The 19,562-nt window shown below is 65.2% G+C and carries 18 protein-coding genes; 8 read left to right on the top strand and 10 right to left on the bottom strand.

The features are described from left to right. Positions 1 to 14 precede the first annotated feature (14 nt). Positions 15 to 938: an NAD-dependent epimerase/dehydratase family protein gene (locus BM031_RS20855; RefSeq protein ID WP_091876481.1), complete on the bottom strand. Its 924-nt coding sequence runs from the start codon at positions 936 to 938 to the stop codon at positions 15 to 17. A 105-nt stretch (positions 939 to 1,043) separates the two neighbouring features. Between BM031_RS20855 and BM031_RS20850 the strand changes: the two genes are divergently transcribed. Continuing rightward, positions 1,044 to 1,943, top strand: a complete 900-nt coding sequence (locus BM031_RS20850; protein ID WP_229409084.1) for a LysR substrate-binding domain-containing protein — start codon at positions 1,044 to 1,046, stop codon at positions 1,941 to 1,943. A gap of 66 nt (positions 1,944 to 2,009) precedes the next feature. Here BM031_RS20850 and BM031_RS20845 read toward each other — a convergent pair whose 3' ends face one another. Further along, positions 2,010 to 3,455: a peptide MFS transporter gene (locus BM031_RS20845; RefSeq protein ID WP_441293477.1), complete on the bottom strand. Its 1,446-nt coding sequence runs from the start codon at positions 3,453 to 3,455 to the stop codon at positions 2,010 to 2,012. A 320-nt stretch (positions 3,456 to 3,775) separates the two neighbouring features. Between BM031_RS20845 and ppnN the strand changes: the two genes are divergently transcribed. After that, positions 3,776 to 5,146 carry a nucleotide 5'-monophosphate nucleosidase PpnN gene (ppnN, locus tag BM031_RS20840; protein ID WP_091876478.1) on the top strand — a complete coding sequence of 457 codons (1,371 nt, stop codon included), beginning with the start codon at positions 3,776 to 3,778 and terminating at the stop codon, positions 5,144 to 5,146. Positions 5,147 to 5,289: 143 nt separating this feature from the next. Here the strand turns inward: ppnN and lysS are convergent, their stop codons facing one another. The 3 genes from lysS to prfB form a co-directional block, all read right to left on the bottom strand. After that, a complete protein-coding gene (gene lysS, locus BM031_RS20835; RefSeq protein ID WP_091876477.1) occupies positions 5,290 to 6,825 on the bottom strand; it encodes a lysine--tRNA ligase in 1,536 nt (511 codons plus the stop codon). A gap of 25 nt (positions 6,826 to 6,850) precedes the next feature. Further along, complete coding sequence (locus tag BM031_RS20830) at positions 6,851 to 7,519, bottom strand: HAD family hydrolase (protein WP_091876476.1); 669 nt, start codon at positions 7,517 to 7,519, stop codon at positions 6,851 to 6,853. Next, positions 7,516 to 8,626, bottom strand: a protein-coding gene (gene prfB / locus BM031_RS20825; RefSeq protein WP_143084666.1) for a peptide chain release factor 2 whose coding sequence is annotated in 2 segments (ribosomal slippage) — positions 7,516 to 8,544 and positions 8,546 to 8,626 — 1,110 coding nt in all. Because the reading frame shifts where the segments join, the coding sequence is not laid out codon by codon here. The genes BM031_RS20830 and prfB overlap by 4 nt, the downstream gene beginning before the upstream one ends. Before the next feature lie 144 nt (positions 8,627 to 8,770). Between prfB and BM031_RS20820 the strand changes: the two genes are divergently transcribed. Then, entirely contained in the window at positions 8,771 to 10,780 is a 2,010-nt protein-coding gene (locus BM031_RS20820) for a bifunctional 2',3'-cyclic-nucleotide 2'-phosphodiesterase/3'-nucleotidase (protein ID WP_091876474.1), read from the top strand. Beyond that, a complete protein-coding gene (locus BM031_RS20815; protein ID WP_091876473.1) occupies positions 10,777 to 11,166 on the top strand; it encodes a tetratricopeptide repeat protein in 390 nt (129 codons plus the stop codon). Before BM031_RS20820 ends, BM031_RS20815 begins: the two co-directional genes overlap by 4 nt. 59 nt (positions 11,167 to 11,225) lie before the next feature. Here the strand turns inward: BM031_RS20815 and BM031_RS20810 are convergent, their stop codons facing one another. Genes BM031_RS20810 through BM031_RS20800 form a run of 3 tightly spaced genes read right to left on the bottom strand, consistent with a single transcriptional unit; the run spans position 11,226 to position 12,680 of the window. Beyond that, positions 11,226 to 11,546 (bottom strand): DUF2288 domain-containing protein, encoded by a 321-nt coding sequence (locus BM031_RS20810; RefSeq protein WP_091876472.1) that lies wholly within the window; start codon positions 11,544 to 11,546, stop codon positions 11,226 to 11,228. A gap of 10 nt (positions 11,547 to 11,556) precedes the next feature. Then, positions 11,557 to 12,240, bottom strand: coding sequence for an RES family NAD+ phosphorylase (locus BM031_RS20805; protein ID WP_091876471.1), 684 nt, complete (start codon positions 12,238 to 12,240; stop codon positions 11,557 to 11,559). Between the two features lie 2 nt (positions 12,241 to 12,242). Then, a complete protein-coding gene (locus BM031_RS20800) occupies positions 12,243 to 12,680 on the bottom strand; it encodes an MbcA/ParS/Xre antitoxin family protein (RefSeq protein ID WP_091876470.1) in 438 nt (145 codons plus the stop codon). A gap of 129 nt (positions 12,681 to 12,809) precedes the next feature. Between BM031_RS20800 and BM031_RS20795 the strand changes: the two genes are divergently transcribed. Further along, positions 12,810 to 13,265 (top strand): YybH family protein, encoded by a 456-nt coding sequence (locus BM031_RS20795; RefSeq protein WP_091876469.1) that lies wholly within the window; start codon positions 12,810 to 12,812, stop codon positions 13,263 to 13,265. Between the two features lie 101 nt (positions 13,266 to 13,366). Here the strand turns inward: BM031_RS20795 and recJ are convergent, their stop codons facing one another. Together recJ and BM031_RS20785 are read right to left on the bottom strand one after the other, a co-directional pair. Further along, complete coding sequence (recJ, locus tag BM031_RS20790; protein WP_091876495.1) at positions 13,367 to 15,016, bottom strand: single-stranded-DNA-specific exonuclease RecJ; 1,650 nt, start codon at positions 15,014 to 15,016, stop codon at positions 13,367 to 13,369. A 61-nt stretch (positions 15,017 to 15,077) separates the two neighbouring features. Beyond that, positions 15,078 to 16,094, bottom strand: a complete 1,017-nt coding sequence (locus BM031_RS20785; RefSeq protein WP_177207844.1) for a hypothetical protein — start codon at positions 16,092 to 16,094, stop codon at positions 15,078 to 15,080. A 156-nt stretch (positions 16,095 to 16,250) separates the two neighbouring features. Here BM031_RS20785 and BM031_RS20780 point away from each other — a divergent pair, with 156 nt between their 5' ends. The 3 genes from BM031_RS20780 to lolD all read left to right on the top strand — a co-directional run bounded on the left by BM031_RS20780 (position 16,251) and on the right by lolD (position 19,560). Beyond that, entirely contained in the window at positions 16,251 to 17,528 is a 1,278-nt protein-coding gene (locus BM031_RS20780; RefSeq protein ID WP_091876468.1) for a lipoprotein-releasing ABC transporter permease subunit, read from the top strand. 78 nt (positions 17,529 to 17,606) lie between these two features. Continuing rightward, positions 17,607 to 18,872, top strand: coding sequence for a lipoprotein-releasing ABC transporter permease subunit (locus tag BM031_RS20775; RefSeq protein ID WP_091876467.1), 1,266 nt, complete (start codon positions 17,607 to 17,609; stop codon positions 18,870 to 18,872). After that, positions 18,865 to 19,560 carry a lipoprotein-releasing ABC transporter ATP-binding protein LolD gene (gene lolD, locus BM031_RS20770; RefSeq protein WP_091876466.1) on the top strand — a complete coding sequence of 232 codons (696 nt, stop codon included), beginning with the start codon at positions 18,865 to 18,867 and terminating at the stop codon, positions 19,558 to 19,560. Before BM031_RS20775 ends, lolD begins: the two co-directional genes overlap by 8 nt. Positions 19,561 to 19,562: the final 2 nt, after the last annotated feature.

Raw genomic sequence — 19,562 nt, 5'->3', positions numbered from 1 at the left:
ATTGGGCGCTCGTTCTAGACGAAGGCCAGGTCGTGGTGGCGTATCGCGTCGTCCAGCCACTCGTCGGTGTGGCTGAAGCGGTAGCCCAGTGCCCTGGCGCGCGTGGTGTCGAGCACCAGGGGCGCTGCGAAATCGAAGGGCGACAGCACCCCCGGCGCTTCCGGCTGCGCTACCTTGGCCGCGCGCGGGGTCCCGCCCAGCACCTGCGCCACGCGGGCATGCAGTTCCAGCGCCGACAGCGCGCCATCGGCCGCCGCATTCACCGGCCCGCGGAAATCCTGGGCGCCGGTCCAGACCAGGAAATCGGCCGCCTCCTGTGCCTCCATGAACGACACTTTCGCCTGCCCATTCGAATAGCGCAGCGTGGCGCCCAGGCGCACCAGGTCGACGTAGTGGGCCAGGCGCCCGGTAAATTCTTCCGGCCCACCCAGCACATGCGCCATGCGCACGGTGGCCAGCGGCAGGCTGCCGTCGCGCACCAGGTAGGCCTCGGCCTGCAGCTTGCCGGCCACGTAGCTCTCGATCGCGCGCGCCGGATCGTGCCACGGGTAGGCGGTGTCGATCGGCTGGGCCAGCACCGGCAGGTCGCTTTCGCGCAAGGCGCCATGGCTCGGCGCGGCGTCGCGGTAGGCGTCGATGGTCGAGGTCATGACGTAGCGGCCGACCCGGCCGGCAAAGACCCGCACCGAAATGGCCGCGTCCAGCGGCGAATAGCACATCTGGTCGTAGACGATGTCGAACATGCCGTCGCGGAAGGCGTTGCGCATCGCATGCTCGTTGCGGCGGTCGACACGTACGCGGGTGATCCGCTCGCCGAAGGGGTCGGGCGCGTAGCCGCGCGTGGCGATGGTCACCCGGTGGCCTGCGCGCAGCAGGCGCTGGACCAGGAGCTTGCCGAAGTAGCGGGTTCCGCCGATCACCAGTATGTTCTTTGCCATGACTTTTCCTTGTAGGATCGAGTATATTTTCTGCAAAGCAGCAAATTCCATCAACCGAGAAAAAGCACTGGCTTTGAATAAAAAAAACTTATGCATGGAGGGGGCGTGAAACCCTTGCGCAGCCTGTCCGGGCTGATCGACTTCGAGTGCGCCGCGCGCTGGGGCAGCTTCAAGCTGGCCGCGCGCGAGCTGCACAAGACCCCGGCGGCGGTCAGCCTCCAGGTCAAGCAGCTCGAGGAGAACGTCGGCTTCCCCTTGTTCGTGCGCCATCCGCGCCACATCTCGCTGACCGAGAAAGGGCAGGAACTGGCAATCGCCACCGGGCGCATGCTGGCCGACCTGCGCGCCAAGCTCGCCGCCCTGCAGCGCGGCGACGAGGAAGCCGTGCTGCGCATCTCGACCACCCATTCGATCGCCATCAAGTGGCTGGTGCCGCGCATGCACCGCTTCACCAAGCAGTACCCGGAGCTCGACATCCGCATCGATTCCAACGACGCGCCGGTGGACCTGCAGGCCGACAGCACCGACGTCGCGATCCGCTATGGCCCGGTGACCGAAGGCGACCCCACGGTGCTGTTCCGCGAGCGCCTGGTGCCGGTCTACAGCCCCGAGCTGCTCGCGCCGGGCCAGGAGGCCCTGGGCCTGGCCGACCTGCCGCAGCACCACCTGCTGGTGGTGCAGTCGCCGGAAGCCTGGCTGCAGCTGCTCAATGTGAACAAGGCGCTCAAGGGCAAGTACGATTTTTCGCGCGGCTATACCCACTGGGGCGTGCTGGTGCAGGCCGCGGTGGCCGGGCAGGGGGTGGCGCTGGTGCCCTACGGGATCGCGTTCGAGGATATCCAGTCCGGCGCGCTGCGCCAGATTCCCTGCCGCAGCGCGCGCTTCGAGAGCGGCTACCGCTTTCTGGTCAATCCGCACAAGGAACACATGCTGAAGGTGCAGCGCTTCCGCGACTGGATGGTGGCCGAGATGCAGGCGATGGAGTCGACGCTGGACCGGCGCTGAATGCGCCATCAAATGAAAAACGGCGGCCTCGCAAGGCCGCCGTTTTTACGTGGAGCGATTGACTGCTTACTTCACGCCGTGCATCAGTTTCTGGATCACCGGCGCCAGCAGGAACAGCAGCACGCCGCCCACCAGCAGGATCCAGAAGCCGGAGGTGTAGCCATCGAGCGCCGAGGCAACCGACATGCCGGTCTCACCCGACACGTGCGAGGCGAAGATGCCCGACAGGTTGTTGCCGATACCGGTCGACAGGAACCAGCCGCCCATGCCCAGGCCCACCAGGCGGGTCGGTGCCAGCTTGGTGACCATCGACAGGCCGATCGGCGACAGGCACAGCTCACCGATCGACTGGATCGTGTACACCGCCAGCAGGGTCCAGGCCGGGATCTGGCCGACCGGGTCGAGCAGCTGCGACAGGGCGTACATCAGCAGGCCGAAGGCCAGGCCGTTGATGATGATGCCCAGGCCGAATTTGCGCGGGATCGACGGGTTCGCGTTACGCTTGCCGGCCCACACCCAGATCGCGGCGATGATCGGCGCAAACAGGATGATCGCCACCGAATTCACCGACTGGAAGTACGCAACCTTCATCTCCCAACCGAAGATGTTGCGGTTGACGATTTCGTTGGCCAGGAAGGTGAACGAGCTGCCGGCCTGCTCGAAGAAGCACCAGAACAGGATGTTGAAGAAGAAGATGATCATCATGGCGATGGTCTTGTCGCGTGAAACCTTGCCTTCGCGGACGCCTTCGACGATCAGCATGATGGCCAGGATCACGAACATGATCGACAACACGATCTGCAGGTTGGCGGCGCCAGCGCGCAGCAGCATGTAGACGATCGGGATCACGACCAGGGCGCCGACGATGACGCCGATCAGGCGCTTCGGGCTGGCCAGTTCGCCGACCGGTGCGCCGATGCCCTTGAGCTGCTTGCGGCCGATGAAGAACCACACCAGCGCCAGCAGCATGCCGATGCCGGCGGCGGCAAAGACCACCTTGTAGGCCGGGGTGTCCGGCGAACCGAATTTCTCCGCCAGCAGGCCGGTCACGATCGGCGCGAAGAATGCGCCGGCGTTGATGCCCATGTAGAAGATGGTGAAGCCCGAATCGCGGCGGGTGTCGTTCAGCGAGTACAGCTGGCCGACCATGGCCGAGATGTTCGGCTTGAACATGCCGTTGCCGACGATGATGGTGGCCAGGCCGAGCTTGAAGATGTCCTGGTCAGGCAGGGTAATCATGAACAGGCCGGCCGCCATGAAGACCGCGCCGACGAGGATCGAACGCTGGTAGCCGATGACACGGTCGGCAACGTAGCCGCCGAAGACGGCGCCGGCATACACCAGCGCGAGGTAGGAACCGTAGGTAAGGTTGGCGTCGGCCTGGCCGACAGCGTCGCCGCCGTAGAACTGGGTGACGATGTAAAGCACCAGGGCCCAACGAATGCCGTAGAAAGCGAAGCGCTCCCAGAATTCAGTCATGAACAGCATCCACAATGGCGCTGGATGGCCCATGATCTGTTTGAATTCTGGAAGTTCTCCCTTGGCTGGAATAGCTGCACCGCTCATGCGGTTCCTCCAAAAGTTAATAAGTCATTATCTAAAATCGATCGTTTTTGTATGGAGCTTTACGGTTGCCCGGAAATTCCAATAGGCACGCATTTTAGTGTAAATCGCTCATCGCAAGCGAACTTTTTCGGGTTGTGGTATTGACGTTCGCGAATGGTGCGACCTGCCTCATGCAATGCCCCCTATTGGGGCGCAATAAGCGCGCAGTTTGGCGTATATTGGCAGCAGGCCACACCGTATTACAGAATGAAAGGGAAAACAAAACCATGAGCCATGACGTTGTCGATATCCTCATTTCTCCGGAAGGCCGTCTCGAAGTCCTGTCCAAAGCTGAAGTGGCCAAGCTGCTCGATACCAGCAAGGCCGGTTTGTACGACATTTTCCGCAAGTGCGCGCTTGCGGTCCTCAATTGCGGCAGCTCGATCGACGACGGCAAGGAGCTGCTCGAGCGCTACCAGAGTTTCGATATCAGCATCCTGCAGCGCGAGCGCGGCATCAAGCTCGACATCCGCGGCGCCCCCGGCATCGCCTTCGTCGACGGCCAGATGATTCGCGGTATCCATGAGCACCTGTTCTCGGTGTTGCGCGATATCGTCTATGTCCATTTCGAAGTCACCGACAATCCGCGCTTCGACCTGAATCGCCCGGAAGGCATCACGGATGCCGTGTTCCATATCCTGCGTAATGCGAACATCCTGCAGCCGCAGCGCAGCCCGAACCTGGTGGTGTGCTGGGGCGGCCACTCGATCTCGCGGGTGGAATACAACTACACCAAGGAAGTCGGCTATGCGCTTGGCTTGCGCGAGCTCGATATCTGCACCGGCTGCGGTCCCGGCGCCATGAAAGGCCCGATGAAAGGCGCGGCCATCGGCCACTCCAAGCAGCGCATGCATGGCGGGCGCTATCTCGGCATTTCGGAGCCAGGCATTATCGCGGCCGAATCGCCGAACCCGATCGTCAACGACCTGGTGATCATGCCGGATATCGAAAAGCGGCTGGAAGCGTTTGTCCGCACCGGCCACGGCATCATCGTGTTCCCGGGCGGCGCCGGCACCGCCGAGGAAATCCTGTACATCCTCGGCATCCTGCTGCATCCGGATAACGCCGAGATGCCGTTCCCGCTCATCTTCACCGGCCCTGCCACGGCGCGCGCCTACTTCGACCAGATCGACCAGTTCATCGGCCTCACGCTGGGCCCCGCGGCCCAGCAGCGCTACCAGATCATCATCGACGATCCGGAAGCGGTGGCCAAGGCGATGTCGGCCGGGATCAAGACGGTGCGCGAATTCCGCAAGGCGCACAGCGACGCGTATTACTTCAACTGGCGGCTCAAGATCGATCCGGAATTCCAGAAGCCGTTCCGCCCGACCCACGAGAACATGCGCAACCTGAAGCTGCACCGCAACCAGGAAACCCACCACCTGGCGGCCAACCTGCGCCGGGCGTTTTCGGGCATCGTGGCGGGGAATGTGAAGGAAGAGGGGATCCGGGCGATCGAGCAGTATGGCAAGTACGAGATCCAGGGCGAAAGTGCGCTCATGGGACCGATGGATGCGCTGCTGACCTCGTTCGTGGAACAGAGCCGGATGAAGTTGCCGGGCAAGGCGTATGTGCCCTGTTATACGGTGGTGCAGTAAGGCGCAGTTTAGGTCAGACGCCCCAGCAGCGTCGTACGCGCCAGTGGCGCGCATGACGGTTTTTCAGCTAACTAGAAAAAGGCGGCCGTGTTTTCACACGGCCGCCTTATCTCATGCATCGAGCCGCTTCAGCGGCCCAGCACTCAGTCCTCTTTACGCAAGTGCGGGAACAGCAGCACGTCGCGGATGTTCGGCGAGTCCGTAATCAGCATCATCAAGCGGTCGATCCCGATCCCGCAGCCACCTGCCGGCGGCATGCCGTATTCCAGCGCGCGGATGTAGTCGGCGTCGTAGAACATCGCTTCGTCGTCCCCGGCATCCTTGGCCGCCACCTGCGCCAGGAAGCGCGCCGCCTGGTCTTCCGGATCGTTCAGCTCCGAGAAGCCGTTGGCGATCTCGCGGCCCACCATGAACAGCTCGAAACGCTCGGTGATCCCTTCGCGCACGTCGGAAGCACGGGCCAGCGGCGAGACTTCGACGGGATAGTCGATGATGAAGGTCGGTTCCCACAGCAGGGCTTCGGCGGTTTCCTCGAACAGCGCCAGTTGCAGCGCGCCCAGGCCGGCGTTGGCGAAAGGCTTGACGCCGAACTTCTTCAGCTCGCCCTTGATGAACTCCATGTCGCCCAGCTGCTCGGGCGTATAACCCGGCGCGTACTTGTCGATCGCTTCGACGATGGTCAGGCGCTGGAAAGGCTTGGACAGGTCGAGTTCGCGGCCGCCGTAGCTCAGCACCGCGCTGCCGTTCGAATCGATCGCGGCCTGGCGGATCACCTGCTCGGTGAAGTTCATGATCCACTTGTAGTCGGTGTAGGCCGCGTAGAATTCCATCATCGTGAATTCCGGATTGTGGCGGACCGATACGCCTTCGTTGCGGAAGTTGCGGTTCACTTCGAACACGCGGTCGAAACCGCCCACCACCAGGCGCTTCAGGTAGAGCTCAGGCGCGATGCGCAGGTACATTTCCATGTCCAGCGCGTTGTGGTGGGTGACGAAAGGTTTTGCAGCGGCGCCGCCCGGGATCGGGTGCAGCATCGGGGTCTCGACTTCCATGAAGCCGTTGTCTTCCATGAAGCGGCGCATCGACGACATCGCGGCGGTACGCGCCTTGAAGGTGCGGCGCGTGTCTTCGTTCATGATCAGGTCGACGTAACGCTGGCGGTACTTGGTCTCCTGGTCGGCCAGGCCGTGGAACTTGTCCGGCAGCGGGCGCAGTGCCTTGGCGATCAGGCGCAGCTTGCTCACCTTGACAGTCAGTTCGTCGGTCTTGGTCTTGAAGAGCGTGCCTTCGATGCCCAGGATGTCGCCCAGGTCGTAGCTGCGCAGCGCTTCCATGGCCTCTTCGCCGGTAGAATCGAGCGTGACATAGATCTGGATGCGGCCGCTGGCGGCCGGGCCCGAGCTGTCCTGCAGGGTCGCGAACGCGGCCTTCTTGCCGGCTTCGCGGCGCAGCATCATGCGGCCGGCCATCACCACCGCCACCGGCTCGGCTTCGAGTTCTTCGCGGGTCTTGCCGCTGTAGGTCTCGACCAGGTCGGCGGCCTTGTGCTGGGGGACGAAGTCGTTCGGGAAGGCGATGCCCTGCTGGCGGATCGCGGCCAGCTTCTGGCGGCGCTCGGCCATGATCTTGTTCTCATCGAGCGCCACGACTGGCGACTGGTCTTGGTTTTCCGTAGTCATGATTGGATAGGCAGTTCTTGTTAAGTTATTCGGCGGCGAACAGCAGCGCGGCCGGCAGTTCGGAAAAGTCGCGCGCGATGGCAATGACGTTGTCGTAGTCGGCGAAATTGGCGGCCGGCAGGGTGGTGGTCAGCACGATGCAGCGCATGCCTGCGCGGCGCGCCGCTTCCACGCCCAGCGGCGCGTCTTCGAACACGATGCAGTGCTCGGGCGCCACGCCGCAGCGCTCGGCGGCCTTCAGGAACACGTCGGGGTGGGGCTTGCCGCGTGCGACGTCGGCCGCGCCGACCACGGCGTCGAAATGCTTGCGCACATCCAGGCCGTCGAGCGTGAAGTCGATGTTGGCGGGCGGCGCTGCGGTGGCGACGGCCAGCTTGACGCCATCGGCCTTGGCCTGGGCCACCAGTTCGTCGAAACCGGCCACCGCCTTGCGATGCGGCGCATACAGCTCGCGGTAGACCGATTCCTTCTCGTGATTGAGCAGCGCCACCTCGTCGTCCGACAGGTGCTCGCCCAGGTAGCTGCGCATGATCTCGCCGCCCTGTCGGCCGGCGGTGGCGCGGAAGAAGTCGTCCGCGTCGAGCAACTGGCCGCGGCGCGCGAAGAAACTGATCCACGAGCTGGTATGGAAGGCCATGTTGTCGACGATGGTGCCGTCCATGTCGAACACGAAGGCGCGTGCCGCCTTCGTCATGCGCCTACGCCCTGCTTGAGCGAAGCGGAGATGAAGTCGTCCAGGTCGCCGTCCAGCACGTTCTTGGTGTTGCCGGTCTCGAAACCGGTACGCAAGTCCTTGATGCGCGACTGGTCCAGCACGTAGGAGCGGATCTGGTGGCCCCAGCCGACGTCGGTCTTGGAGTCTTCCAGTTTCTGCTGTTCGCTCATGCGGTTGCGCATCTCGAGCTCGAACAGCTTGGCGCGCAGCATGTCCCAGGCTTCGGCCTTGTTGCGGTGCTGCGAGCGGTCGTTCTGGCACTGCACCACGATGCCCGACGGGCCGTGCGTCAGGCGCACCGCGGAGTCGGTCTTGTTGATGTGCTGTCCGCCCGCGCCGGATGCGCGGTAGGTGTCGATGCGCACGTCGGCCGGGTTGATCTCGATTTCGATCGAGTCGTCCACTTCCGGGTACACGAACAGCGAGGTGAACGAGGTGTGGCGGCCATTGGCCGAGTCGAACGGCGACTTGCGCACCAGGCGGTGCACGCCGGTCTCGGTGCGCAGGTGGCCATAGGCGTACTCGCCGTCGACCTTGATGGTGGCGGTCTTGATGCCCGCGACTTCACCCTCGGACTGTTCCAGGATCTCGGCCTTGAAGCCCTTGCGTTCGCAATAGCGCAGGTACTGGCGCAGCAGCATCGAGGCCCAGTCCTGGGCTTCGGTGCCGCCGGCGCCGGCCTGGATGTCGATGAAGCAGCTGGCGTGGTCCATCGGGTTGCTGAACATCCGGCGGAATTCCATCGCCTCGATGATCTTCTGGATGGCTTCCGCGTCGCCGCCGATGGCCTCCAGGGTGTCGTCGTCGCCTTCTTCGCGCGCCATGGCGAACAGGTCGGAGGCGTCAGCCAAGTCGGTCCTGGCTTTTTCGAGCGTGAGCACGACGGCCTCGAGGGCCTTCTTTTCCTTGCCGAGGTCCTGGGCCCGCTTCTGGTCGTTCCAGACGGTCGGGTCTTCCAGTTCTTCGTTGACCTGCTCTAGTTTCTCTGACTTCCGGTCGAAGTCAAAGATACCTCCGAAGTTCGGCCTCGCGACCCGTCAGGTCGTTCAGCAGGGCGGAGATGGCGTTGATGCGTTCAGCTTCCATGGTGTTTGGCAGTCCGGTGAGTAGGTTAAATCGAACCTTCGATTATACCCCAGTACGCCCGATACGCTGGCGCCGGGGTGGACGCGCTTGCCCCATAGCACGGCGCTGCCTTATCATCGCCCGATTCTCCCCTCCAAAGACACCATGGCTACCCCATTGCGTTATCAAACCTGCATCGCGCTCGTCCCCCTGCTCATCAGCGCACCGGCACTGGCCGCCAAGCCCGCCGCCGGCACCAGCGTGACCCTGGCCGTGCTGGAAACCACCGACCTGCATGCGAACGTGGTCGGCTACGACTACTACAAGCTGGTGGCCGAGCCCTCGCATGGCCTGGACCGCACCGCGACCCTGATCGCGCAGGCGCGCAAGGAATTCGCCAACACCCTGCTGCTGGACAATGGCGACACGATCCAGGGCAATGCACTGGCCGACTACCAGGCCCAGGTCGCACCGCTGCGCTGCGACCAGACGCTGGGCATCTACAAGATCATGAACCGCCTGAAATACGACGGCGCGGCGATCGGCAACCACGAATTCAACTACGGGCTGGCATTCCTGAGCCAGGTGACCGGGAACCGCTTCCAGGTGGCCGGCGTCGACCAGCCGAAAAGGTGCGCCGGCCCGGCCTTCCCGATGGTGCTGGCCAACGTCTACAGCAGCCAGACGAAGAAGCCGCTGTTCAGCCCCTATACGATCATCGACAAGCAGGTCAGCGCGTTCGACCCCAAGGGCAAGCCGGTGACGGCGATCGTGCGGGTCGGGATCATCGGCTTCACGCCGCCGACCATCATGTCCTGGGACAAGCGCTGGCTGGAAGGGCGCGTATACACGCAAGGCGTGCGCGAGGCGGCGCTCAAGTATGTGCCGGAGATGCGCAGGAAAGGCGCCGACCTGGTCGTGGCCATCTCGCACGGCGGCCTCGATGCCAGCCCCTATACACCATCGATGGAGAACGCGAACTGGCACCTGGCGCAGGTGCCGGGCATCGACGCCATGCTGCTGGGTCATTCGCACCAGCTGTTCCCGAACGCGGCCAGCACCGTCCCGCAATTCAACCTGCCGGGCGTGGACAAGGCCAAAGGCCTGGTGCACGGCGTGCCGACCGTGATGGCCAACCTGTGGGGCAAGCACCTGGGCGTGGTCCAGCTGCACCTGAAACACGACGGCCGGCGCTGGAGCGTCGAGAAGGACAAGACGCTCGTCCAGGCGCGCGCGGCGCAGACGGGCGACAAGGCCTTCGTCGATGCCGACCCGGCCATCCTGGCGCTGGTGAAGGAAGAACATGAAGCGACGATCCGCTACGTGAAGACGCCGGTGGGCTCGACCGACTTCCGCATGTCGAGCTATTTTGCCGATGTGGGCGACGGCTCGGCCATCGAGATCGTGAACCAGGCGCAGGCGGCCTACGTGGCGAAGTACGTCGCCGCCAACCTGCCGCAGTACAAGGACCTGCCGGTGCTGTCGGTGTCGGCGCCGTTCAAGAGTGGCGTGGCCGGCCCGGCGGATTACACCGACGTCAAGTCCGGCGACCTGGCGCTGAACAATGCGGCCGACCTGTACCTGTACCCGAACGCGCTGTACGCCGTGAAGGTGGACGGCGCCCAGCTCAAGGCCTGGCTGGAGAAGGCGGCGCAGCGTTTCAACACGATCGATCCGTTGAAAACCGCGCCGCAGCCGCTGGTCAATACGGCGGTGCCGAGCTATAACTTCGATACCATCACCTCCAGCGACGTGTCGTACGAGATCGACGTCACCCGCGCGCCGGGCGAGCGCATCGTCAAGCTGGCCTGGCGCGGCAAGCCGGTGGCGGCGGACCAGGAATTTTTGGTGGCGACCAATAACTACCGCGCCAGCGGCGGCGGCAACTTCCCCGGCCTGGACGGCAGCCGCACCGTGATCGCCTCGCCCGACAACAACCGCGACATCCTGATCGCCTACGTGCGCGAGGCCAAGCGCCTGAGCCGCGCGGCCAACGGCACGGCGCGCAGCTGGCGCTTTGCGCCCGTGAAGACGGCCGGGCCGGTGGTGTTTTCGTCGGCGCCGGGCATGGTGGAACTGGCGCATGCGGCGGGGCTGCACAACGTGAGCCAGGTGGCGGCCGATGACGGACGTGGCAAGGGGACGGCGCTGTACGCGGTGGACCTGTCGAAATGAAGCGGCCCTTGGCAGCCCTGCTGGCCTGCGCGCTGCTGGCGCAGCCGGCGATGGCGCAGCATGGCGACGAAGGCGATATCGCGTATCGCCGTGGCCTGGCCTACCGCGGCGGCGGAGATGGCGCGCTGGCGGTGCACTGGTTAGGGGTTGCCGCCGGTCGCGGGATGCCGGAGGCGATGTTCATGCTGGCCAATATGCTGTTGGAGGGGCAGGGCGTGCCGCGCGACGAAGCGGCTGCGCGGCGCTGGCTGGAGGCGGCGGCGGAGCTGGACTATCCGGAGGCGTGGCAGCAGCTGGCGCTGATGGAACAGGACCCGGAGCGCGCGGCGCAGCTGATGCGCAGGGCGGCGCATGCGTTGACGCATCGGGGGGAGGGGAAGCGTTAGTGGTTTGCTTGCAAAATTGGGTACCGGCGAAGGCCGGTACCCAAGTTCGTCGATCACCCCTAGTGCAACGCCACCTTCTCCGCCTGCACCAACACAAACGGACTCACCACCGACGCCCACAGCGTCGCATCCGCCGCATGCCACGTCGCCGCCTGCACATCGGAGACCTTGGCCACGCTGCCCGCCGCCATCCATTTCGCGATGCTGGCCTTGTCGTCGTGCGCCACCCGCAGCGCCACGTCGATCAGGTCCAGCTCCTGGCTCACATAAATCACCGAGCCGCTGGCGAAATGGCGATCGAGTTCGCTCCACTTCACGCGGCCGGTCTCGCGGTTGATCTTGTCGTGCAGTTCGGTGTCTTTGTCTGGATTGGTCTTCATGCAAAACTCGCTAAATGATCTCGACCGCCGGTTGCGGCGAACCCGCCCATGTTAACCGATAGGTCTGGGCCTTGCGCACATTGCCGACCAGTGCGGGGCGGAAGCAGGCCAGGTTGGTGCCGCCCGGATGCCGCACGCTCGGGTAGATGATGCCCATCGAGCCGCGTTCCAGCAGCGCGGCGGCCAGGCCCTGCGAGGCGACATAGCTGGCCGGGTCGAGGCAGGCCATGTGCGCTTCCACGCCGCGCAGGTCGTGGAAGCCGGCGCTGAAGTCGGCCAGCAGCATCTGGTAGCTCACGCTGTCGTCGAAGCGGCCGATCTCCACGTATTCGACGGTCTTATGAAAAATGACTTCCGCCAGCGCGGTCTCGGCCGCGAAGGCGCAGTACCAGGCGCCGCGTTCGCCGTCGTTGAAGCGGCTGCCTTCGGGGCGGGCGTAGGTGTAGGCCGCATTGATGATGCGGAAGTTGGGCACGCCGAACACCAGTTCGTCCATGCCGATGCCCGGTAGCAGGCCGGACTCGCCGCGCAGGCGTTCGTTGGTGGCGTTGTCGAGGTCGAACAGGTCGCGCAGGACGCTGTCACTGTCGGCCAGCGGCGCCAGGACGGAATCCTCGACGTCGGCGAAGCGCGACGGGATCAGGCGGCAGGTGTCGAACTGGCGCAACTGGGTGAGTTTATGCAGCACCGGCAAGATCAGAGGCCTCCGCGGCGCGCGTCCAGCAGTTTGCGTACCGTTTGCATGGCGATCAGGCCGCCGGCCAGCATATAGGCCAGCGGCGTGCGGCCGGCGAAGACCGGGTTGGTATTGGGAAGATGCACCCATTCGTCGGCGAGCTTGTCGCCATACAAGATGTGCAGGGCCTTGTAGATACCCAGCAGGTAGGACACGCGCGTGATGCGGTCGACTTCCAGCACCCTGTCGGGGTTTTTCTTCCAGTCGTAGTATGAGGAAGAGGACAGGCCGCCGAGCAGCTCGCGCGCATCGTCGTCGCGTACCTGCCAGCTTGCCGCCAGCTTGAAGAAGCCCATCAGGGCCGAACGCGACAGCCGCTCGCGCTCGGTGCGCGAATTGAGGTCGACCAGCACGGCCGGCTCGAATCGGCTCTTGGGGTAGGAGTAGGCTAGGCTCATGGTATCCTCCGTAATTGGACCCTTTATACTCCGATTCCGGAAGGATTGCAACTGCCGGTTGTCAGGCGTGCGCACCCGTGACAGAATCGCAAACCTTGCCAAACGGAAAAGGTTTAGAAAGGATTCCCCATGCGCCTGCGTACGCTATCCCTGTTGACCGCCTGCCTGTTGACGGCGGCAGCGGCCGGCAATGCCCGCGATTCCAACAGCGACCTGAAGAAACAGGTAATGGACACGGAGCGCGCCTTCGCCGCCACCATGAAGGCGCGCGACTTCGCCGGTTTCAGCCGTTTCCTGGCCGACGAGGCGATCTTCTTCGGTACCGACGGGCCCCTGCGCGGCAAGGCAGCGATCAGCAAGGGCTGGCGTCAGTTTTACGACAAGCCGCAGGCGCCGTTCTCGTGGGAGCCGGAAGAGGTCGAGGTGGTGGATTCGGGCACGCTGGCCTATAGCGGCGGACCGATTTATAACGCGGCCGGCCAGCGCATCGGCCGCTTCAATTCGATTTGGCGCCTGGAAGCGCCGGGGCAGTGGAAAGTGGTGTTCGACCGCGGTTCCGATTTCGGCCCGCCCACTAAAAAGTAGGGTGGCCGGCTCTGCCGGCCGCGCGTTCAGCTGACGCGTGAACGACAGCGTCGCTTGAATGCACCTACTGTTTGAACGCGCGGTCGGCGAAGCCGACCACCCTACGCGGCTTCCGCATGCTCGACGAGCAGCTGCACTTTCGTCACGCCATTGTATTCATTGGCATCGAGCCGGAACGCCACCCGCGCCCGGTCCGGCAGGCTCTCGTTATGCCCGAACCAGATCGCGTCGTAGCGCCGGCCGTTCTTTTCCAATAACAGCTTGAGGTGTCGCTCCTTCAGGATGCGCTGGCTCACCACCCGGAACTCGTCGCAGAACACCGGCGGCGCGAAGCCCTGGCCCCACACCTGTCCATCGATCTGCTCGATGAACTGGGTCGAGTAGTACTCGTCCTCGAGCGGCCCGTCGGTTTCGACGATGCGTTCCAGCTGCGCCTGGGTAAGCCAGGCGCTGCCCACCGCCTCGAAGGCTTGGGCGAAGCTGTCGAAATGCTCGGCGCGGATGGTCAAGCCCGCTGCCATCGCGTGGCCGCCAAACTTGTCGATCAGGCCCGGCACCCGCTTGGACACCAGGTCCAGCGCGTCGCGCATGTGAAAGCCCGGGATCGAGCGCCCCGAACCCTTGATCCAGCCTTCATTGCCGGGGGCGAAGGTGATCGTCGGGCGGAAGAATTTTTCTTTCAGGCGCGAGGCGACGATACCGATCACGCCCTGGTGCCAGCCCTGGTCGAACACGCTGATGGTATTGGCGCTGGTGGGCTCGAAGCTGTCGAGGTGGAGCAGGGCGGTGTCCTGCATCTCGGCTTCGATCTCACGGCGCTTGAGATTGATCTCGTTGAGCTGCTGGGCGATGGCCCAGGCGCGCCCGGGGTCGTCGGTGACGAGGCATTCGATACCAAGCGACATGTCGTCCAGCCGGCCGGCCGCGTTCAGGCGCGGACCGAGCGCAAACCCGAGGTCGAAGGGCGACGCCGAGCGCGCCTCGCGACCGGCCACGCGGAACAGCGCGGCCACGCCCGCATGCATGCGGCCGGCGCGCATGCGCTTGATGCCCTGCGCGACCAGGATCCGGTTGTTGGAGTCGAGCCGCACCACGTCGGCGACGGTACCCAGCGCCACCAGGTCGAGCAGGCTGTCGAGCTTGGGCTGGGTGGCGGCGTCGAACATGCCGCGCTTGCGCATCTCGGCGCGCAGCGCCAGCAGCACGTAGAACACCACGCCCACGCCGGCCAGGTGCTTGCTCGGGAAGCCGCACTCGGGCTGGTTGGGGTTGACGATCACGCGCGCCGCCGGCAGCGCGTCGCCCGGCAGGTGGTGGTCGGTGACCACCACCTCGATGCCGCGCCGGTTGGCTTCCAGCACGCCGTCGATGCTGGCGATGCCGTTGTCGACCGTGATGATGATGTCGGGCGCTTTTTCGCGCGCGGTGAGCTCGACGATTTCGGGCGTGAGGCCGTAGCCATACTCGAAGCGGTTCGGCACGATGTAGTCGACCTGCGCGCCCATCATGCGCAGGCCTCGCAGGGCGGTGGCGCAGGCGGTGGCGCCGTCGCAGTCGTAGTCGGCGACGATGGTCATGCGCTTGCCGGCGGCGATCGCATCGGCGAGGAACACGGCGGCGGTATCGATGTGCTTCAGTCCGGACGGCGGCACCAGGGCCGCCAGCTCGCTCGACAGTTCGCGCGCGTCGAGCAGGCCGCGCGCGGCGTAGATGCGTGCGAGGACCGGGTGGATCCCGCCCTGGCGCAGCATTTCGGAGGCGCGGAACGGGCAGGGACGGGTGCTGATGCGGGTCGTGATGCTCAAAGGGTTCTCAGGTCAGTCGTTCAAGGGTCGGCCGGCGCCAGAATGCGCGCTGGGCCATGGCGGTCGTGGTGAATTCGGCAATGGCTTCGCGGCTGCTCAGGACCAGGCGCAGCTTGCGAATGCGGCCCTGCACCAGCGCCGCGTGCAGCGGGGCGAACAGTTTCTCTTCCAGCTGCTGCACGCCCTGCAGCCAGGCGTGCCAGTCGGCGGCGAGCGCCGCGTCGGCCAGGCTGCCGACCACCAGCATGCCGTCCTGGGCCAGCGCGCCATCGAGCGCGCCCGGGGAATCGAGGTGGCGGTTCGAAAGCGCGCGCAGCCAGCCGGGCACGCCGGTGCTGGCCAGGTTGCCGGCGGCCGGGCCGGGATCGCTGGCGGCGCCCCACAGCCAGAACGCATTCACCACCGGCAGGCGGCGCGCTTCGCGGGCGGTGTTCACCGGGTGGGTGTACCAGGCCATCTGCACCTCGTTCTGCAGCCTGCGGTAAGCCAGGGCGGCGGCGCCGCGCGGCACGAAATCGGTCAGGTCCATGCCGGCCACGGTGTCCGGGGTGGCGATGCCGATCCCGGCCCAGTCGTCGGCGCGCAGGAACCAGGTGCCGGCGTCGCCATACAGCAGCGGCCGGCCGATCTCTTCGCACAGCCCTCGAGCGGCATCGTACAGCGCGCGGCTTTCCTCTTCAAGCAGGCCGAGGTGGCGCGCATCGGTCATCATCGAATGGCTGCGCGCGATCTGGATATGGGCCGGGCTGACGATGAACCAGGTGCCGCCGGCCGGCTCGAGCCCGAAGCCGCGCATGGCTGCCGCCGCGAAGGCTGGCCGGCCTTCTGGCGACAGGCCGAGCGCGCGCGCCAGCCACTGCTCGTGGGGCAGGGCGAGCGAGGTGTCCGGCGCGCTGCCGCGTTCGTGGGCGGTGCTGCGGGCCAGCAGGGAAGCCAGCATCGGGGTCTGCAGGGCGCGCACCAGGTCGGGCGCGAATTCGGGAAGCGGGAGCAGGTAGGGCAGGACGAGCGTGATTTGGGACATCCCGCTATTCTAGGGCAAATACGGCTTGCGCGAACGGGCGCGGGCCGTCTTCGGCCATGGCTGGCCACACCGCAGCCGCCATTTTCTGCGCCATGATCGGCCGATGTCTGGCAAACTGTCGGGTTGGCAAACCAATAATAGTATTGACGGGATTTCATGAGCATTACCCACAAGCTGCCCTACGAATGGCAGGTCGGCCTGCGCTACACCCGCGCCGGCAAGCGCAGCGGGCGCAACAGCTTCATTTCCTTCATCTCGATGGCCTCGGTGGCCGGCATCGCGCTCGGCGTGGCCGCCCTGATCGTGGTGCTGTCGGTGATGAACGGCTTCCAGAAGGAAGTGACGGCCCGCATGCTGTCGGTGCTGGCCCATGTGGAAGTGTTCGACGCCCGCGGCGAAATGCCGGGCTGGCGGACTTCCGCCCAGGAAGCGCTGCGCAACCCCGAGGTGCGCGCCGCCGCGCCTTTCGCCGAAAGCCAGGCCATGCTGCTCAGCGACGGCGTGATGAAGCCGGTGCTGCTGCGCGGCGTCGACCCGGCCCAGGAAGTCAAGGTGTCGGACGTGGCCAAGCACATGCGCGAAGGGCGCTTCGACGCCATGCAGCCGGGTTCCTACAACATCATCATCGGCCGCGCGCTTGCCACCTCGCTCGACGTCGGGCCGGGCGACCGCGTGACCTTATTGATGGCCTCCGGCGCCGCGCCCGGCATCGCGCCCGGCCAGGGCGCGATGCCGCGCACCCGGCCGCTCACCGTGGCCGGCATTTTCGAGGCGGGCCACTTCGAGTTCGACTCCTCGCTCGCTTTCGCCAACATCGAGGACGCCGAGCAGCTGGCCGGCACCGGCGCGCCGGCCGGGCTGCGCCTGCGCCTGGCCGACATGCACCAGGCCCCGCGCGTGGCGGCCGAACTCCAGCGCAGCATGTCGGGAGAACTGTTCATCCGCGACTGGTCGAAGGTCAATGCGATGTGGTTCGCGGCCGTGCAGTCGCAGAAGCGCATGATGTTCATCATCCTGACCATGATCGTCGCGGTGGCCGCCTTCAACCTGGTCTCGACCCTGGTCATGACGGTGCGCGACAAGCAGTCGGACATCGCGATCCTGCGCACCCTGGGCGCCTCGCCCCGTTCGATCATGACGGTGTTCATGGTGCAGGGCACCCTGGTGGGCGTGCTGGGCGCGGCGCTGGGCGTGAGCCTGGGCGTGGCGGTGGCGCTCAATATCGACGTCATCGTGCCCTTCATCGAGCGCGCCCTGGGCGTGCAGTTCCTGTCGCAGGAGGTCTACCTGATCAGCGAGATCCCGTCCGACCTGCGCTGGGCCGATGTCGGCTGGATCGGCGGCGTGGCCGTGCTGCTGGCCTTCCTGGCGACCCTGTACCCGAGCTGGTCTGCCTCGCGCGTGAAGCCGGCCGAAGCCCTGCGCTATGACTGAGCATCCGATCCCGACCACCCCTGCCATGGATGCGCTATCTATGGCACACTGCGCCCTCGCAGAACAGACCCGGAGACCATGAGAATTACCCAGAATTTGCCCTACGAATGGCTGGTCGGCCTGCGCTACACGCGCGGCGGCAAGGGTAGCAGCCGTAACAGCTTCATTTCCTTCATTTCCCTGATCTCCGTCTCCGGCATTGCGCTGGGCGTGGCCGCCCTGATCATCGTGCTGTCGGTGATGAACGGCTTCCAGAAGGAAGTCACCGACCGCATGCTGTCGGTGCTGGCCCATATCGAGGTGTTCGACCAGTCCGGCAGCATGCCCGACTGGCGCGCCGCCGGCCGCGAGGCCATGAAGAACCCGGCGGTGCGCGGCGTCGCGCCCTTCGTGGAAACCCAGGGCATGCTGGTGGGCGAGGGCGTGATGCGCCCGTCCGTCATCCGCGGCGTGCTGCCGAGCGAAGAGCCCAAGGTGTCGGATATCGCCCGGCAGGTCCGCCAGGGCAGTTTCGATTCGCTCAAGCCGGGCTCCTTCAACATCGTGCTGGGTTACGCGCTGGCGCGCGCGCTCAATGTGAACGTGGGCGACAAGGTCACCATGCTGCTGGCCAAGGGCCAGGTGACGCCGGCCGGCCTGCTGCCGCGCAGCCGCAGCTTCACGGTGTCCGGCATTTTCGAGGCGGGCCATTTCGAATTCGACGCGGCGCTCTCGTTCGTGAACGTGGAAGACGCGCAGCGCATGGAGCGCCTGGACGCGCCGATGGGCCTGCGCCTGCGCATCGCCGACATGCACGAGGCGCCGGTCGTGGCTAGGGAGCTGAAGCAATCGATGCCGGGCAGCCTGGAAATGCGCGACTGGTCCAAGCTCAACGCCAACTGGTTCGCCGCCGTACAGACCGAAAAGAAGATGATGTTCATTATCCTCACCCTGATCATCGCGGTGGCCGCCTTCAACCTGGTGTCCACGCTGGTGATGACGGTGACCGACAAGCAGGCCGACATCGCCATCCTGCGCACCCTGGGTTCTTCGCCGCGCTCGATCCAGAAGATCTTCATGGTGCAGGGCGCGCTGGTGGGCATCCTCGGCACCTTGCTCGGTGTCGGCGGCGGCGTGCTGGTGGCCCTGAACATCGACGTCATCGTCCCGTTTATCGAACATTTGTTGGGAGTGCAGTTCTTGTCGAAAGATATCTACCTGATCAGCGCGGTGCCGTCCGACCTGCGCTGGCCGGACGTTTTCAAGATCGGCGGCGTATCCGTGCTGCTGGCGTTTGCTGCGACCCTCTACCCAAGCTGGGCGGCGTCGCGCGTAAAACCTGCGGAGGCGCTGCGTTATGAATGATTCAACCGTTCCTGTCCTGTCCTGCCGCAACCTGGGCAAGACCTTCAAGCAGGGCGACTACACGGTCAAGGTGCTGGACAACATCGACTTCGCGATCCACCGCGGCGAACGGGTGGCGATTGTCGGCGCCTCCGGCTCGGGCAAGTCGACCCTGCTGCACCTGCTGGGCGGGCTCGATACGCCATCCACCGGCGCGGTGACGCTGCTGGGCGAGGATTTCGCTACGCTGTCGGAATCGCGCCGCGGCGACCTGCGCAACTCGTCGCTGGGCTTCGTCTACCAGTTCCACCACCTGCTGCCGGAATTCTCGGCGCTCGACAACGTGATGATGCCGCTGATGATCCGGCGCGAAAAGCGCGAGGCGGCGCTGGCCAAGGCCGAAGCGATTTTAGGGCGCGTGGGCCTGGGCAAGCGCGTGGTGCACCGCCCGGGCGAGCTGTCCGGCGGCGAACGCCAGCGCGTGGCGCTGGCGCGCGCCCTGGTCACGGAACCTGCCTGCGTGCTGGCCGACGAGCCGACCGGTAACCTCGACCACAGCACCGCCCAGGTCATTTTTGATCTGATGCTGGAGCTCTCGCGCACCCTCGGCACCGCCTTCGTGATCGTCACCCACGACATGGAACTGGCGCGCCGCTGCGACCGGATCTTCCGCCTCACCGAACACGGGCTCGAGGCGGTGGAGGGCTAGGC

The organism is Massilia yuzhufengensis (assembly GCF_900112225.1).
GTDB lineage: Bacteria > Pseudomonadota > Gammaproteobacteria > Burkholderiales > Burkholderiaceae_D > Telluria > Telluria yuzhufengensis.
Note: the sequence above shows the minus strand (reverse complement) of the source record. Positions and strands in the feature narration are given on the sequence as shown.

Coding starts and splice junctions, on each gene's coding strand:
- BM031_RS20795 (WP_091876469.1), top strand. CDS start 12,810: ATGCGCCTGCGTACGCTATCCCTGTTGACCGCCTGCCTGTTGACGGCG.
- BM031_RS20785 (WP_177207844.1), bottom strand. CDS start 16,094: ATGTCCCAAATCACGCTCGTCCTGCCCTACCTGCTCCCGCTTCCCGAA.
- BM031_RS20820 (WP_091876474.1), top strand. CDS start 8,771: ATGGCTACCCCATTGCGTTATCAAACCTGCATCGCGCTCGTCCCCCTG.
- BM031_RS20780 (WP_091876468.1), top strand. CDS start 16,251: ATGAGCATTACCCACAAGCTGCCCTACGAATGGCAGGTCGGCCTGCGC.
- lolD (WP_091876466.1), top strand. CDS start 18,865: ATGAATGATTCAACCGTTCCTGTCCTGTCCTGCCGCAACCTGGGCAAG.
- lysS (WP_091876477.1), bottom strand. CDS start 6,825: ATGACTACGGAAAACCAAGACCAGTCGCCAGTCGTGGCGCTCGATGAG.
- BM031_RS20800 (WP_091876470.1), bottom strand. CDS start 12,680: ATGAGCCTAGCCTACTCCTACCCCAAGAGCCGATTCGAGCCGGCCGTG.
- ppnN (WP_091876478.1), top strand. CDS start 3,776: ATGAGCCATGACGTTGTCGATATCCTCATTTCTCCGGAAGGCCGTCTC.
- BM031_RS20830 (WP_091876476.1), bottom strand. CDS start 7,519: ATGACGAAGGCGGCACGCGCCTTCGTGTTCGACATGGACGGCACCATC.
- BM031_RS20855 (WP_091876481.1), bottom strand. CDS start 938: ATGGCAAAGAACATACTGGTGATCGGCGGAACCCGCTACTTCGGCAAG.
- recJ (WP_091876495.1), bottom strand. CDS start 15,016: ATGCTGCGCCAGGGCGGGATCCACCCGGTCCTCGCACGCATCTACGCC.
- BM031_RS20815 (WP_091876473.1), top strand. CDS start 10,777: ATGAAGCGGCCCTTGGCAGCCCTGCTGGCCTGCGCGCTGCTGGCGCAG.
- BM031_RS20775 (WP_091876467.1), top strand. CDS start 17,607: ATGAGAATTACCCAGAATTTGCCCTACGAATGGCTGGTCGGCCTGCGC.
- BM031_RS20845 (WP_441293477.1), bottom strand. CDS start 3,455: ATGGGCCATCCAGCGCCATTGTGGATGCTGTTCATGACTGAATTCTGG.
- BM031_RS20810 (WP_091876472.1), bottom strand. CDS start 11,546: ATGAAGACCAATCCAGACAAAGACACCGAACTGCACGACAAGATCAAC.